A 15,703-nucleotide genomic window follows, 5' to 3' on the forward strand; every position below is an offset into this window, starting at 1 on the left:
AAAAAATGAGTTTTATATTATTAAGAATAGTATAAAACTCATTTTGAATATATTGTTAAAAAAATAGCACTAATTTTGTAGAAAATGTAGTTATCCAACAATTAATAGTATACAATTTTGGATGAGGGGGGATTTTTTATGAAATTTTATGCACTTTGTGGTGTTGTGGTATTAGGGTTGTTTATTTATGGTGGACAAGGTAGTGCACCGGTTATAAAGGAAGCACTAAGTTATTTAGATGATAACTTAATTGAAAGAGAAGATTATGAAAAACAATCAGCTGAACAAGCATTATTTTCATTAGTTGGGAGGCTTAAAAATGAATTATATCCTTTTTATGATGAGAAAACGGGTAAAATAGGATATTTTGATAGTTTTGGCAATGTGGATATAGAGCCTCAATTTGATACTGGAGAAAATTTCAATTATGGTTATGCGGTAGTTGGGGTGGAAGATAAAGTAGGTATAATTGATAATAATAAAGAAATTGTGGTTCAATTTGATAGTAAGGAAAAAGTAGATATACCTAATAGAAAAGAAGAAATAAATGAATTAGTAAAAAAATTAGAATCATATAGTGATTATAAAATATCAAAAAAAATAAATTCTTATGGAGTTAAAGATAAAACAGGAAGATACATCATCAAACCAAAATATGATGAAATTAAACTTATGGAAAGTAACAATTTAAAAGAAAAATTTCCAGATATAAAGGTTAATTACGATATATTCATTGGAAACTATGCTGTTGTTAGAGATGGAAATAAAGATATATTAGTTGATAAAAATGGAAATGAGATAAAAAATTTAGATTATGCTAAATTAAAATTAAGTAATGAATTTATATTGGGATATAAAAGTTCTAAAAGTGATAAAGTGAGTGTGATAAACCTACAAGATATAAAAAGCTCAAAAGAGTTTTTAAAAATATTATATATAGATAAAGATAGGGCGATTATTAAAAATGACGATGGTTATAAGATTATAGATGCGCAAGGAAATAGTATAAGTAAAACATATAAACATGCATATGTATCGCCAAGAAGTAATCATAAATTTATATTTGCAGATGATAAATCTACATATTTAATTGACAGAGAAGGTGAAAAATTAAAAGTTTTTAATAAAGTTTACGATACGTTCTATATGTATAGTTCAAATTTATACTTTGGGCAAAACGATGGGAAAACTGGAGAATATTTAAATTCAGAAGGAGAGACTGTTGGATATTATAAAGAACAATAAAAAAAGCACATCATTTGATGTGCTTTTTTCTATATATTATACTGACTAAGCAGCTTTATCTTCATTGTTTCCTCTTATTACATCAGCTTTAACTATTTTGTAGTTTTTGAATAATGTATGACCTATGAATCCTGCAGCTATACTTACTACTATACATCCAGCAGCAGCCATTAAAGCAGGAGTTCCGTTTTGTCCAACTGCTACAGCGAAACCAGCTATTGGAGTAGCCATACCAGGAACACTTATTGCAAGTGGTGCAACATAAGTACTTATTAAAGCAACTACAACACCTGATAATGCTCCACCTATAAAGTTAGTAGTGAATACTGGTATTGGGTTAGCAGATATTATATCTGACTGAGTTAAAGGTTCTATAGCAACAGCTATTGTATCCTTTTTATCACCAAACTTCATCTTAGAGAAGAATACAAAGTTCATGAAAGAAGAACCAAATACTGCTAAAGCACCTATTGCCATTGGAAGACCAGTTAAACCTATTATAGATGTTAAAGCCATTGATGATAATGGAGCAGTAGCAACAACAGTTATTAATCCACCAAGGATTATACCCATTAATACTGGAGATACATCAGAAGCAGCTATTAAAGCTTGTCCTATTTGCATTAAAGTATCGTTAACTATTGGATCCATAAACATAGCTATTCCTCTTGCTAAAGGTGCAGCTATTAATATTATTACTATTAAATCAAGTCCAGCTGGAGTTTTTTCTTCTAAGAACTTAACAACAAATGATATTAAGTATCCAGCAACGAATCCTGGAAGTATTCCGAATCCTGAAACTGATAAACCAACTAAAACTGCGTATACTGGAGATACACCTAATGCTAATGGAACTAATATAGCAGCAGCAACTCCACCTAAACTACCATTGGCAGCTCCAACTTGCTCTAAAAATTTAATTCCGAATTGTTGCCCAAATAATGAAGCGTGGAATGCTTCAACTAAGAAACTTGCGCAAGCAGCACTTGCTAATGCACCCATAGCTTTCATACCGTGTGGTGCTTTGTAACTAAATAATGTGAATAATGCCAGTACAACTAACAGTAATGCTGTACTTGTAAGTATTTGCATCATAATCAAATTTCCTCCTTAAATAAATAAATAAATGCTTGTTATTGTTTTCCTGCGCTTTTCACCAGGTTATGATTAAATTATATTATAAAAAATCATTTTTGTAAATAGTTTAAATGTAGAAAAATGTAGAAAGAGTTAGAAAATAAAGTCAAATTTGAAAAAACTTGCAAATTTTGTGGTGAGAAATAGTTAGCTTTTTTAGGTGTTGTCTAGTTAGGGAAATTAGTGTAAACTAGGATTTAACGAGAATTTTAAGGGGTTGGAGGTGAAAGCATGAATGAAATAATAAAAGAAATTATAGACTTTGTATCTAAAACTTTTCCTAAGATACATGCAAGTTTATATCTAGAATCATTAAAAGAGTATGCAGCAAATATTGATGTAAATAGAACTCAATTGAGAGCACTTGTATTCATAAAAAATAATGGGGAAATAACAATGACGGACTTATGCGAAAAATTAAATATAGAAAAGGGAAGTCTTACTACTATGGTAGATGACTTAACTAAAAAGGGATATTTAACAAGAACAAGAGATTCTAGAGATAGAAGAAAGTATATATTAAACTTAACTGAAGAAGGAGATAAAATAGCTAGAGACTTCTTAGAAGAGTTAGGGGATAAACTAGAAAAGAGATTTTTAAATTTAGATGAAAATGATAGATCAAGATTTATGGAATCTATACAAAATTTAGAAGATATACTTATGAAAGAAGAGTTTAAATAAGTTCAGAGTTACTGCATTAAAAATTAGTTTTAAAAAACAGGTTAATAATTTTATTAACCTGTTTTTTTATTTTAAATATTAGTTGATAAATTGCTATTTATTTCCATGTATTTTTCAAGACCTTTCATTAATATAGAAGCTGCTTTTTTTAAATCATCTTCATTTAATATATAAGCAAGTCTTATTTCACTTTTTCCAAGGTTTTTTGTTGCATAGAAGCCTTCTGCTGGGCAAGCCATAACAGTTTCACCATCTACTTCAAATTCATTTAACATCCAAATGACAAAATCTTCTGCATTTTCTATAGGTAGTTTAGCAAGTATATAAAATGCACCTGTAGGTTTTTCGCATATTACACCTTCAACTTTCATTAATTCATTATATAATACATCTCTTCTTTTTTTATACTCCTCGTTAACTTCTTTAAAGTAAGAAATAGGTGTTTTATATAATTCGATAGATCCTATTTGATCAAGTGTAGATACACATAATCTGCCTTGGCATAATTTTAAAACTTGTGCTATAAAATCTTTATTTTTAGAAGCGAGTGAGCCTATTCTAGCACCACAAGCGCTATACCTTTTAGATACACTATCAACTATTATAACTCTATCTTTTATTTCGTCTATATTACCAAAACTTAGATAATCAAGTCCATCATAAACAAATTCTCTGTAAACTTCGTCAGCTATTATCCATAAATCGTTTTCCTTAGCTATGTCAGCTAACATATAAACTTCTTCTTTAGTATATACAGTTCCTGTTGGATTTCCAGGATTGGATATAAGTATAGCTTTAGTATTTTTATCTATTTTAGATAGTATATCCTCTTTAGTTGGTAAATGGAAGCCTTGTTCAGGATATGTAGTTATAGGTTTAACTGAAACATTTACACACGAGCTAAAGCCATTGTAGTTAGTATAAAATGGTTCTGGAACTAATATATTGTCTCCTGGGTCGCAAGTAGCCATCATAGCAAATAATAAAGCTTCGCTACCACCGTTAGTTATAAGTATTTCGTCTTTTCCAAAATTCATGTCATATGTAGCGTAATAATCAATCATTGCATCTATAAGTTTAGGCAATCCCTGAGATACTGCATACTCTAATACTTCACTGTTAAAATTAGTAATAGCATTGAAAAATCCATTAGGTGTCTTTATATCAGGTTGTCCTATATTTAAATGGTAAACTTTTAGACCGCGTTCTTTTGCAGCAGTAGCATATGGTACTAACTTTCTTATAGGTGAAGATTGCATAGATACAACTCTGTTAGAAAAGTTCATTTTTAATACCCCCTGGTAATTTGATTGAAAAATCTGTAAAATCCCCTTACAAGAGTATGATAGCATAAGTATTATTAAAAATCATCCAGTTTTTAACAAGTATACAAGGCTTCAAGGAGATTTACATTTAATAGAAAAATATGTAAAATTATAACTATATGTTTATGGTAGATACATAATTTTTACACTAAAATAATATTATCAAAATATAAATATATAAATACCCTGAAAAGAGGTGTAGGATATGAGAGATTTGAGAGTTGACGTATTTAGTGGGGATATGGTTATATTTGCACCTGATAGATCAAGCAGACCTACAGATCTTAAAAAAATTAAAGATGAAGCTCCATGTTTTGATAGTTATGATTCTAAATGTCCTTTTTGTAGAGGTAATGAAGAATATTCTTCAAAAGAAACTTTTGAGATAAAAGATAATTTAGGGTGGGTTTGTAGATCTGTGCTTAATAAGTACCCTATTATAGATAATAGCTGTGAAAAAATAAAAGGAAATCATGAAGTGATGATAGACAACTATAGACATAATAGTTCTTTTTATAATATGAATGAAAAAGAATTTAATAATATGTTTTTAATGTATCAAAATAGGTATAAAAAGTATATAGGGGATGAAGAGACTTTGTATGTAAGTATATTTAAAAATTTTTTAAAAAAGTCAGGAGCATCTTTATCACATCCTCACTCACAAATTATTTCTATGTCAATTTTGCCAAAGGAAATAAAAAATGAAATTAATATAGTAAATGAATATTACAAGGAAAACAAGGAGAGTTTATACACTACATTTATTAAAAATGAAATTTTATTAGATGAGAGAGTTGTATATAATGGGAAAAAATTTATGGCATTGGTACCATTTGCATCTATGTATGGAAATGAAGTAAGAGTTATATGTAAAGATAATACTAAATTTGAGGTATTAGATGTAAATGATATTTTAGAACTTTCTTATATATTTAGTAATTTATTTAAAAAAATATATAAGGTATGTGGATATATGCCATTTAATTTGTGTATGCATGCACATGCTAAAAATATAGAAGGTATTGATTTATTTAATTTGCATTTTCATGTAATACCTAGAAAGTATAGTTTTGGGGGATTTGAGATAAGTAATGGTATATATGTAGCGTCTACAGATCCAAAAGATTTTGCAAAAAAAATAATATTTAAATAGATAAACTAAGGAGAAAAATATGAAATTTATATCGTGGAACGTTAATGGATTAAGAGCTTGTGTTACGAAAGGTTTTATGGAGTTTTTTAAGGAGATAGATGCAGATATATTCTGCTTACAAGAAACTAAGCTTCAAGAAGGTCAAATTGATTTAGAACTTGAAGGTTATTATGATTATTGGAATTATGCAGTGAAGAAAGGATATTCAGGAACTGCTATATTTACAAAGAAAAAGCCATTAAGTGTAAACTATGGCATAAATATAGAAGAGCATGATAATGAAGGTAGAGTTATAACTTTAGAATTTGATGATTTTTATTTTGTGACTGTTTATACTCCAAATTCTCAACAAGAATTAAAAAGACTTGATTATAGAATGCAGTGGGAAGATGATTTTAGAAAGTACTTAAACTCATTAGATGAAGTTAAACCTGTAATAATGTGCGGAGATTTAAATGTAGCTCATAAAGAAATAGACTTAAAAAATCCTAAAACCAATAAAAAGAATGCAGGATTTACAGAAGAAGAAAGAAATAAATTTACAGAGTTTTTAGATTTAGGATTTATAGATACTTATAGATATTTTAATCCTGATAAGGAAGGTGCCTACAGCTGGTGGTCTTATAGGTTTAATGCAAGAAAAAATAATGCAGGATGGAGAATCGATTATTTTTGTGCATCTGAAAAATTAAAAGATCGATTAATTTCAGCTAATATTCATAATGAAATTTTAGGATCTGATCACTGTCCTGTAGAATTAGTTATAAAATAAAACATAAATTCATAATATCTTTAATATAATTTAATATACTTTTAATAAGGGAGGGTATTATGAATTTATTACAGCTTAAAGAAAAAATTAATAAAGGCATAGATTTAGGTGCAGAGGTTGTTTATATAAAAGAAGATAGTCTTTTGTTTGGTATAGAAAAAATACTCAGAAATGAAGATAATGAAGATATAGTGCTTATAAAATCTAAGGGGGAAAGTTTAAAAAGCGAAGATTTTATAAATATACTAGATGAAATATATGATAAAGTAGGAAATGTTAATGTATGTGTAGGAAAAGAGAGTAAGTATAGAGATGAAGATAAACCTATTGATTTTATCGAATTTGCACAATATGAAGATATAAAAATGTTGTTTTTAAATTCATAAAAAAGATAAATCCTCAAACTTGAGGATTTATCTTCTTTTTTTATGTTTAAATCCACTTTTAGATTTAGGCTTAGAGCACTTTTTAACAGGTTTAGGTTCTATAACTTCGTCTATTAAAAATTGATTAGTTTTCCCCATTTTATAAGCTAAGTCTATGATTTTTCTATCATCAGAAGTTAATTCTCTATTTAAAATCTTTTTAAATTCTTCAAATAAAGTATCATAATCAACTTTTTTCTTAGCTGGTTTAGATCTAGATCTATTTGCTTTTACTGGTGTATATACATAAGTATCAGGTACGATATCTTCACTGTAAATATTCTTAAGAACTAGTGATGTATAATAAGCATCATTTAATGCATCGTGATAAGCTTTATTTTGATCAAGTTGTAACATTTGAACAGCATTTTGAAGACCTATACTTTGTCCAGTTGGATTGTTAAAGTGAGATGATGCATACTGTTGAACATTTATATATAGTTTTGGAATTCCCTTTACAGGCAATGAATAATAATTTATGTTCCTATATAATTCTTTTAAATCACCAGAACCCCAAACACACATTATATTGGATTTACTTGATATAAATTTTCTAAACTCCTTATAAACGATATTAAATGGAGGCGCATTTTTGACCTTACTCATTGTTATATGAGTCATCTTGCCGACGAAAGGGTGTATATCTTTATAAATATTTGGTTTTACAAAGCTATTAAATTTATCGACTATGTTAAAGTTAGCATCTAACTTTATGGCTCCTATTTGTATTATTTCAAAGGGACATTTTTCGTCAGAAAATGTTTTATTATTTTCTCTGTCGAAACCCTGATTAAACTCAAAATCGAAAACGATATATTCCATACAAATCTCTCCTAAAATTATTAGTTATTAATTTAGTATACCCTATGTAAAAAAAATTTGTACACAGGATTTTAAATTTAAGTTTAAAATTAAAAATATTGCGAATGTTATACAAGTTGTATTATAATAATATAAATTACATTACGAACATAAAAACGATTTATAGAAAAATATATTGCATTTATGTTCGTGAAATATAATCAGTGAATTGGGGGATAAAAATGCAATCTTTATTATATGTTATAAAAAAACATAATCATAATGAAAAAGATTTAAAGGAAATATTATCTCAGCATAAAAACATAAGGTTTGTTTCACTTATGGGTGTTGATTTAGGAGGTAATTCTATAGATGAAAAGATACCTATGGAAGTTTTCCTAGATGATATTACTGGTTTTTTAAATTCTGGTATACAAACAGATGGTTCGAGTGTTGAATTATACAATATTGCAACATTAAACAATGCAAAAGTAGATTTGATGCCAGATAATGATGCTATTTGGTATATAGATTATAATATGGAAAATATATGTGATAAGTGCAACTTACCAATAGGAACTTTAAAAATACCTGCATTTTTATTACATGAAGGCAATAGAGTTTGTTCAAGAGGGATACTTAAAAAGTCTGAACAATATATTAAAGACTCTATAATGGATATAATACGTGAATATCCGCATATGATTGAGGAATTAGAGATAAAGAATATTGAAGATATAGACAGTATAAATTTGACATCTGCAACAGAACTAGAATTTTGGGTTAATACTCCAGAGGACAAAGCAGATTTAGAAGCACTACATGTATCTCAAAGTCTTAAAGAGCAATATTGGAAAAGAACAAGGGGTATTATTAGAACTTGCTTAGAAAATAGTTTGATAATACTGCAAAATTTAGGGGTAGAGCCAGAAATGGCACATAAAGAAGTTGGTGGAATAATGAGTTCTATAAGTGTGGATGGAAAAACTAATCATGCTATGGAACAACTAGAGGTAGATTGGAAATATTCAACACCTCTTCAAAGTGCAGACAATGAATTGCTTGTAAGAGAAGTTATAGAAGATGTATTTTCTAGAAATGGGCTTGAAGTAACTTTTAAAGCCAAACCACTTGATGGAGTAGCGGGAAGTGGAGAGCATACACATGTTGGAATAAGTGTTAAACTTAAAGATGGAAAAATAATTAACTTATTTTCGCCAAGTGATATGACAAGTGATTATACAACTAAGTTTGGGTATGGGGCATTGATGGGAATACTTAAAAACTATGAAGTATTAAATCCATTTGTAACATCATCAAATGATGGATTTAATAGATTAGTACCAGGATTTGAGGCTCCTGTATGTATAGTTACATCTTTAGGTCATACCTATGAACTTCCGTCTAGAAACAGATCAATATTGGTAGGACTTATAAGAGATTTAAACAGTCCTTTAGCTACTAGATTTGAATTAAGATCACCAAATCCATTATCAAATACATATTTAGTAATAGCGGGAACATATCAAACTATGTTACATGGTATAAAGGCGGTTGCTAAGAGTAAATTAGATACTAAGTTATTAGAAAAAGAATTATCTAAAGACATGAGAGAAGAAGGTTTTTATTTAGAAAAAGATAGAGCTTATAGAGATGAAAATGATGTATTTGAAGATTATATAGTAGCAGAAAGAAATAAGAGATTTTCAACTCCGCCAGCAACAGTTTATGAAAATATGAAAAACTTAGAATTACAAAGTCATAAAATAGAATCATTGACTCAAGGAGAGATTTTTACAGATAGAATTATTGATTCTTTTAAAACTGGAGCTATAGATAAGTGGAAAAAAGAATTAAAAAATAGAACTATTCAAGATAATATAGATATAATTAGAAGCCTAAAAAAAATACATAATAAGGATAACATGGATGCTTTAGATGAAGTAGTGTGGGAAGAAATAAACGATATAAAGCATTATGTAATGAAGGACACTATTAGCAAAAAATCCTTATTCACTAGAATAAAAGAAGCTATAGAAGGTAAAAATTATGAGTTAGCATCAAATTTACAAATAGAAATGAAGGATAAAATGAAAGAAGTACAACAATTATATATTCAATATCAAAAAAATATATTTTAATTATTTATATTGAATTAAAAAAAGATTGAGTTATAAAACTCAATCTTTTTTTACGTTTAGTTACCTGAAAAAGACATGTACAGCAAGGCTTATTGCTAATAAATAGGATATTATTGATGAATACTGTTTAAATTTAAAATTTTTTAAAAAGTTTAAATTTGTGCAAGTAGCTAACATTAACAAAAATAAAAGAAGATAACCAGAGTTAAAAGCAACTAATCGTTTATTAGAATAATATATATGAGGTATCGTAAAAACTAAAGCCACTATTAGGGAAGGTGTATTTATTTTGCTAATAGTAGGTAGTAATTTATTTATAGCTAATTTTATATTCTTAGAATTAATCATTAAGTATATATCTTGAAGTATGTACATAGAGGTGTATAGCAATATAAATACAGCAGATATAATTCCAAATAAAAGTTCTTGATTTCTAAGCATACTAGCGACCCCCTTGTAATTTTGTATAAGGCTTATGAAAAAATATTGTATATTATAATATTAAGTTTGCTTGTACATGGTGAGTGAATTTAATTCTAATTTTGAATAATTTGTGACGATTTTGTTTATATTAAAAAATAGTGATTAAATAAGGAGGACAGTTTATGCTAAAAAAAATAAAAATATTAACTATTTTAGGCTTAATAATTGGCGTAAATACATACAATGTATATGGACTTGAAAATAATAATACAAGTGAAGAAATTGTAAAAGATATATATAACTTAGAAATAGAACAAAGAAAAATAAATGGACAAATTAATCAGGTTGAAGCACTAATTAATTCAAAAAAAGAATCTGAAAACTATGAAAATGAAGTTGAAGTTGTTCAGTTAAGTTTTGTAGATGAAGATACATATATAGAATCTGAAGATATTATAAAAAGTTCATTGGTAGCAGAAATAGAAGCTTTAGAAAGCTTAAAAGTAGGATTGGAAAAAGATAGAAATGAGTTAAAAGAAAAAAATTTTGAACTTAAAGATGAGTTAGGGGAAACTTTTAACTATGGATGTTGGCCGGTAAATGGATTTGAAGAAATTAGCTCGCCATTTGGATATAGGATTCATCCTATATCTAAAGAAAGAAAACTACATAAGGGTGTAGATATACCTGCTAGTTACGGTGTAGACATATTGGCTACTGATTATGGGGTTGTAACTTTCTCAGGTGTTCAAAATGGATATGGAAATGTGGTTTATATAAAGCATTTTGACGGAAAAACTTCTATATATGGTCACAATAGTGAAAATGTTGTTAATGAAGGGGATATAGTAGCTAAAGGACAAACTATTGCTAAGATTGGTTCTACCGGAGCCTCTACTGGAAATCATGTGCATTTTGAAGTAAGTTTAAATGGAGAGTTACAGAATCCATTAGACATTACTAATAAATAAATCGATTTTAAAAACTAAACTTAATTAAAAACAAGAAACTTAAGTAATATTATTAGAAAAAATATTACTTAAGTTTCTTGTTTTTGATTAAAAATTTAAAGTTGATTTGGAAAAAAGTTAATTTTAATTTTAAAATTAATAGAATACATAAACAAACTAAATGTTTTGAAATTAAAATGTTAGAAAACTAATTTTCAGACTTTTTCAAAAAGAAAGACTTATTTAGAATTGATTGACAAGCTAAATCAATAGGTCTATACTTATAAATTGCTTAAGGAAAATAGTTAGATATCTAATCAAATAAAAATGAATATATGGAGGAGTGAAATATATGGAAAATACAATGGAAGCAATAGCTACTAATAATTTATTATTTATATTTTCAGTAGTAGTAGTAACAGGTATAATTCTAGGGAAATTTAGTGAGCTATTAAAGTTGCCAGATGTAATACTATATTTAATTGCAGGAATAATTATTGGACCAGCGGTATTAAATATAATTAGTGTAGAGGCTTTTCCAATAGAAAATAATCTTATACTTACATTTGGATCAGCTTTTATATTATATGAAGGCGGTAGAGAAATAAATTTAAAAGTCTTAAATAAAGTTAAAATTAGTGTGGGGTTATTGTCAACTCTAGGGGTTATTATATCTATGTTAGTAGTAGGATTTGCAACTAGTAAAATATTTCCTGTATCTATAATGACTGCATTATTAATAGGGGCGGTTATTGCATCAACTGATCCAGCAGCACTTATACCAGTATTTAAACAAGTTGCGATAAAAGATAAAATAAAACAAACTGTAGTTAGTGAATCTGCATTTAATGATGCAGTTGGAGCTATACTAGTAAGTACTTTATTAGCGGTCATTACATCAGGATCATTTTCTATTGGAGAAAGTTTAGAAGAACTATTAATATCAGTAGTAGTAGGGTTAATAGTAGGAGTAGCTGTAGGATTTATATTCTCACTATTAATATCAGATAAAAAATGGGGAGTATTCCATTCATATGCACCTATAATATCAGTTTTAAAAGTTGCATTAGCTTATGAAATAGCTACTATGCTACATGGTAGTGGATATATGGCAGTATTTATAGCAGGCCTTATAGCAGGGAATAGGAAATTATTTGGACTATGGGTACCTGAAGTAGATTTTCACGCAGAGCATTCATTTAGAGAAAGTGTAAGTGCGCTTTGTCGTATGGCTATATTTATAGTATTAGGAACACATGTAGATTTGGCTGCATTAGGTCAATATTGGTTACCATCATTATTAGTTGTATTAGTTTTAATGTTTATAGCAAGACCATTAGTCGTATTAATATGTACTGTATTTGATAGAGAAGCTAAGTGGCAATTTAAAGAAAAATTATTTATGATGTGGGTAAGAGAAACTGGGGTTATACCTGCAGCATTATCAGGTATAATAGTTTCTATGCAAATACCAGGATATGAAATAATATCATCAGTAGTATTTATGACAATATTAATAACGCTAATAGTACAAGCCAGTACAACTAAAATATTAGCTAAAAAATTAGATTTATTAGAAGTAGAAATTGAAAATGAAAAAATTGAAAAAGTAGCATAAATAAAAAAGACTATTTAAAAAATAGTCTTTTTGTTTATTTAAGAAAGATATTTACATATTTTTTTATGGAGTAATCATAATGATTAAACTTTTATATTGAGCAAAGAAGGAAAACTAACTAATTAATAGAATTTATTTTATATTGGAATTATGCAAAAATTAAAAAAATTCGATGAATTAGGGGTGGATTGATGAAGAAAAAGTTTTTAGGGGATACATTAATTTACTTTGTAGCTCCAATTATTTTATATTCTTTATTTAGAGGTCAAGAAAAAATATACTCTGTAATAATCACTACAATAGTAGCTATAATTTATTCTATATTAATAAAGTATAATCAGTATAGATTTAACTTATCTGGAATTTTATTTGTATCAATATACACACTAACACAAGCTCTAAAGATTAGTTTGACAGAAAACTTTCATATCTATATATACAATACGTATTGCTTGATAATTTTTTCTATAAGCATAATAATTGCTAATTTATGTGATAAAAACATTTTTAAGTTATTATACACAGACATTCTTAAAATCTTAAACTATACTCAAATTCAAATAGAAAATATAATAAAAAAGAATAATTTATATAAATCATTCTATAAAATGACAGCTGTAGCAAATATTCACATATTGATAATTGCATTAATTAGAACGCATACATCGATTGTTTTGGGAGAGAATGGATATTTAAATAATTTTACTCTGGAAATGTTTGTATCTACTATATTTATAGTAATAGAAGTAGTAGTAATAATTTCTTTTATAAAGAAAATGAAGAATATACTAAAGGGAAGCAATAGTAGAAATCTTAAATTTACAAGTCCTGAATCTAGAATTATAAATTTTAATAAATATAAGAATCTAAATAAATAAGGGACTAATTTATTTAGTCCCCATTATTTGTGTTACAAAGTATGCTATTTTGTCACAATCTATAGAATTTTTAAAATCAACCATATTTTTTTTCATAAAAGATATTCTATCGTCTAATCGATTATTTACAACGGCATTTAATAATTCTTTTAAATCACTTTCATCATTATAGATAATCCCTATACCCTTATCAATTATAAATCGAGCATTTTCTATTTCTTGGCCAACTTTAGGAAGCATAACTACTACTGGAATTTCGCTTTTTATTGATTCAAATAAAGTTGCACCACCAGGTTTTGTTATTAATAAAGTATGTTCTTTTAATAACTGGGGCATATTGGTCACAAAGCCTAATACATTTATATTTTTAAGAGGCTTTTTATCGGTTAGTTTATCATAAAGCTTTTGATTTTTACCACATACAATAGTAACTTCTATACTATTGGGATATATATCTAATAAATCATCTATATAGTAAAAAAAGTCTATTTCCATATCGAATAGTCCTCGACCACCACCGACTATAAGAAGTTTATGCTTATCAAAGGATAAATCAGAGTGATTATCAAATTCTTTTTTTACTGGAACTCCTGTAACTTTAACTATATTAGGGTTGATACCCTTTTGTACGTATCTATTTTTAATTTCATGAGATGCTACAAAATACATACTAGTACTAGGATAAATCCATTCTAGACTATCCACAACATCAGTAACTACCGTTATAGTAGGTATAGAAAAATCAGGATTTTTAGACTTAAAATAATCAACACAAGCACAAGCCATTGGGAATGTTGATATTATTAGGTCTGGGTTAGTTTCTAATATATACTCAGATAATTTAGGTGTATACATTTTATAAGATACATCATGCCTTGAGTCGAAAGATTTTTTAAGATAGTAATAGTAGTTATAAAGGCCTGGAGTGTACTTAGTATTAGCTTCGTAAAGTTTGACAAGTGGCTTGTTCATTCTAGGTATACTAGCACTTATAAAGTTTTGTATAACTACATTATACGTAGGTTCTTTTTCAAGAATATAATCTCTGATGGCATTGGCGGCACTTATATGACCTGCACCAAATTGAGCAGTAAGAATTAAGATAGTTTTTTTGGTGTTATCCAATATATCACCTCTTTTTTAAAATTTAACTAATGATAGTATTATACATTTATATAAATATTAAATCAATTATATATTAAATATGTACAGGGGGAGAAAAAAATGGAAGGAGTAGATTTAAAAAGTAACCAAAATGGATATAAAGATTTTGAACTTATGGATTCATTTAGAATCGTAATATATTCTACATTAGGAATTATAATATTTTTCATACCTTTAAATATAAATGGATATGTAAATACAATTTTATACCATTTATATTTTTTCATACAAGAAAATTACATAGATTTAATGAAGATATACATAGTTATTATGATAATAATAGGTTCTATATTACCTATATTAAAACATAAAGAAAAAGATTATGATACTATATCTAATATAATAAAATGTGTAAAGCCTATAAGTATATTATTCATATTTATAATTTTATCTAAAAAAGAATATAGGCTATATAGTGATGATAGTTTATTATTTATGCAGGCTTTTATATTAAAGTCAGTTATATTATTTTCTATAAGTTCTATATTTATGCCTCTTATAACTGATTATGGGCTTTTAGAGATAGTAGAATCGTATTTTCATAAATATACTAAAAAAAGCTTGAAAATAAGTGGCAAGTGTATTTTGAATATTATGGTATATTTATTTGTAGATGTGTTTAGTGGAATGTTTATGACTAATTTATTATATAAAAAAGGGAAATTGAGACAAAATGAAGCTTGTATAATAGTATCTTGTTTTTCTTTTATGAGTATAATGAATTGTTTTTATATAGCTGATGAGTTGAATTTAAAATCTAAAGTATTTACTATACTAACAACTGTTTTCTTAGGTATTTTGATAAATTATTTAGTTTGTAGAATGTGGCCATTAAAAGATAAGAAAAAGTCTTATATTCAAAAAAGTTCATACAAAGAAAGTAATTTTAAAAAAGATAAATTTAAAAATGCTATAAGACAATATTTAGCTAATAAAGAAAATAAAAAGTTAATTTATCGTATGATAGAAAATTTTAAAGAATCC

15 protein-coding genes are annotated in these 15,703 nt (G+C 27.2%); 10 read left to right on the top strand and 5 right to left on the bottom strand.

Annotated features, from left to right (window positions below):
* Nucleotides 1-138: 138 nt before the first annotated feature.
* Nucleotides 139-1,245 (top strand): WG repeat-containing protein, encoded by a 1,107-nt coding sequence (locus ACRCYC_RS12875; protein ID WP_438619548.1) that lies wholly within the window; start codon nucleotides 139-141, stop codon nucleotides 1,243-1,245.
* A 45-nt stretch (nucleotides 1,246-1,290) separates the two neighbouring features.
* On the opposite strand, the gene ACRCYC_RS12880 is transcribed toward ACRCYC_RS12875, so the two are convergent.
* Nucleotides 1,291-2,340 (bottom strand): PTS sugar transporter subunit IIC, encoded by a 1,050-nt coding sequence (locus ACRCYC_RS12880; RefSeq protein ID WP_438619549.1) that lies wholly within the window; start codon nucleotides 2,338-2,340, stop codon nucleotides 1,291-1,293.
* 273 nt (nucleotides 2,341-2,613) lie between these two features.
* On the opposite strand from ACRCYC_RS12880, the gene ACRCYC_RS12885 reads away from it, so the two are divergent.
* Nucleotides 2,614-3,066: a MarR family winged helix-turn-helix transcriptional regulator gene (locus tag ACRCYC_RS12885; RefSeq protein WP_438619550.1), complete on the top strand. Its 453-nt coding sequence runs from the start codon at nucleotides 2,614-2,616 to the stop codon at nucleotides 3,064-3,066.
* A gap of 71 nt (nucleotides 3,067-3,137) precedes the next feature.
* On the opposite strand, the gene ACRCYC_RS12890 is transcribed toward ACRCYC_RS12885, so the two are convergent.
* The gene (locus ACRCYC_RS12890; RefSeq protein WP_438619551.1) at nucleotides 3,138-4,352 is read right to left on the bottom strand and encodes a pyridoxal phosphate-dependent aminotransferase; all 1,215 of its coding nucleotides are present in this window, start codon (nucleotides 4,350-4,352) and stop codon (nucleotides 3,138-3,140) included.
* Between the two features lie 244 nt (nucleotides 4,353-4,596).
* Here ACRCYC_RS12890 and ACRCYC_RS12895 point away from each other — a divergent pair, with 244 nt between their 5' ends.
* Genes ACRCYC_RS12895 through ACRCYC_RS12905 form a run of 3 tightly spaced genes read left to right on the top strand, consistent with a single transcriptional unit; the run spans nucleotide 4,597 to nucleotide 6,705 of the window.
* On the top strand, nucleotides 4,597-5,547 hold the full coding sequence (locus ACRCYC_RS12895) for a galactose-1-phosphate uridylyltransferase (RefSeq protein WP_438619552.1): 951 nt from the start codon (nucleotides 4,597-4,599) through the stop codon (nucleotides 5,545-5,547).
* Between the two features lie 19 nt (nucleotides 5,548-5,566).
* Nucleotides 5,567-6,319 carry an exodeoxyribonuclease III gene (locus ACRCYC_RS12900; protein WP_438619553.1) on the top strand — a complete coding sequence of 251 codons (753 nt, stop codon included), beginning with the start codon at nucleotides 5,567-5,569 and terminating at the stop codon, nucleotides 6,317-6,319.
* Between the two features lie 59 nt (nucleotides 6,320-6,378).
* Nucleotides 6,379-6,705: a hypothetical protein gene (locus ACRCYC_RS12905; RefSeq protein WP_438619554.1), complete on the top strand. Its 327-nt coding sequence runs from the start codon at nucleotides 6,379-6,381 to the stop codon at nucleotides 6,703-6,705.
* A 27-nt stretch (nucleotides 6,706-6,732) separates the two neighbouring features.
* On the opposite strand, the gene ACRCYC_RS12910 is transcribed toward ACRCYC_RS12905, so the two are convergent.
* Nucleotides 6,733-7,566, bottom strand: coding sequence for an exonuclease domain-containing protein (locus ACRCYC_RS12910; RefSeq protein ID WP_438619555.1), 834 nt, complete (start codon nucleotides 7,564-7,566; stop codon nucleotides 6,733-6,735).
* 221 nt (nucleotides 7,567-7,787) lie between these two features.
* On the opposite strand from ACRCYC_RS12910, the gene ACRCYC_RS12915 reads away from it, so the two are divergent.
* Nucleotides 7,788-9,686 (top strand): glutamine synthetase, encoded by a 1,899-nt coding sequence (locus tag ACRCYC_RS12915; RefSeq protein WP_438619556.1) that lies wholly within the window; start codon nucleotides 7,788-7,790, stop codon nucleotides 9,684-9,686.
* 60 nt (nucleotides 9,687-9,746) lie between these two features.
* Here the strand turns inward: ACRCYC_RS12915 and ACRCYC_RS12920 are convergent, their stop codons facing one another.
* Complete coding sequence (locus tag ACRCYC_RS12920; RefSeq protein ID WP_438619557.1) at nucleotides 9,747-10,127, bottom strand: hypothetical protein; 381 nt, start codon at nucleotides 10,125-10,127, stop codon at nucleotides 9,747-9,749.
* Between the two features lie 164 nt (nucleotides 10,128-10,291).
* On the opposite strand from ACRCYC_RS12920, the gene ACRCYC_RS12925 reads away from it, so the two are divergent.
* The 3 genes from ACRCYC_RS12925 to ACRCYC_RS12935 all read left to right on the top strand — a co-directional run bounded on the left by ACRCYC_RS12925 (nucleotide 10,292) and on the right by ACRCYC_RS12935 (nucleotide 13,555).
* On the top strand, nucleotides 10,292-11,080 hold the full coding sequence (locus ACRCYC_RS12925; RefSeq protein WP_438619558.1) for a peptidoglycan DD-metalloendopeptidase family protein: 789 nt from the start codon (nucleotides 10,292-10,294) through the stop codon (nucleotides 11,078-11,080).
* Between the two features lie 331 nt (nucleotides 11,081-11,411).
* A complete protein-coding gene (locus ACRCYC_RS12930) occupies nucleotides 11,412-12,677 on the top strand; it encodes a cation:proton antiporter (protein WP_438619559.1) in 1,266 nt (421 codons plus the stop codon).
* Between the two features lie 191 nt (nucleotides 12,678-12,868).
* The gene (locus ACRCYC_RS12935) at nucleotides 12,869-13,555 is read left to right on the top strand and encodes a hypothetical protein (RefSeq protein ID WP_438619560.1); all 687 of its coding nucleotides are present in this window, start codon (nucleotides 12,869-12,871) and stop codon (nucleotides 13,553-13,555) included.
* A gap of 9 nt (nucleotides 13,556-13,564) precedes the next feature.
* Here the strand turns inward: ACRCYC_RS12935 and ACRCYC_RS12940 are convergent, their stop codons facing one another.
* Nucleotides 13,565-14,680, bottom strand: a complete 1,116-nt coding sequence (locus ACRCYC_RS12940) for an MGDG synthase family glycosyltransferase (RefSeq protein WP_438619561.1) — start codon at nucleotides 14,678-14,680, stop codon at nucleotides 13,565-13,567.
* A gap of 99 nt (nucleotides 14,681-14,779) precedes the next feature.
* On the opposite strand from ACRCYC_RS12940, the gene ACRCYC_RS12945 reads away from it, so the two are divergent.
* The coding region (locus tag ACRCYC_RS12945; protein WP_438619562.1) for a hypothetical protein at nucleotides 14,780-15,703 on the top strand (924 nt) is incomplete at its 3' end.

Origin of the sequence: Paraclostridium sp. (genome assembly GCF_051657365.1) — a bacterium.
Taxonomy (GTDB): domain Bacteria; phylum Bacillota; class Clostridia; order Peptostreptococcales; family Peptostreptococcaceae; genus Paraclostridium.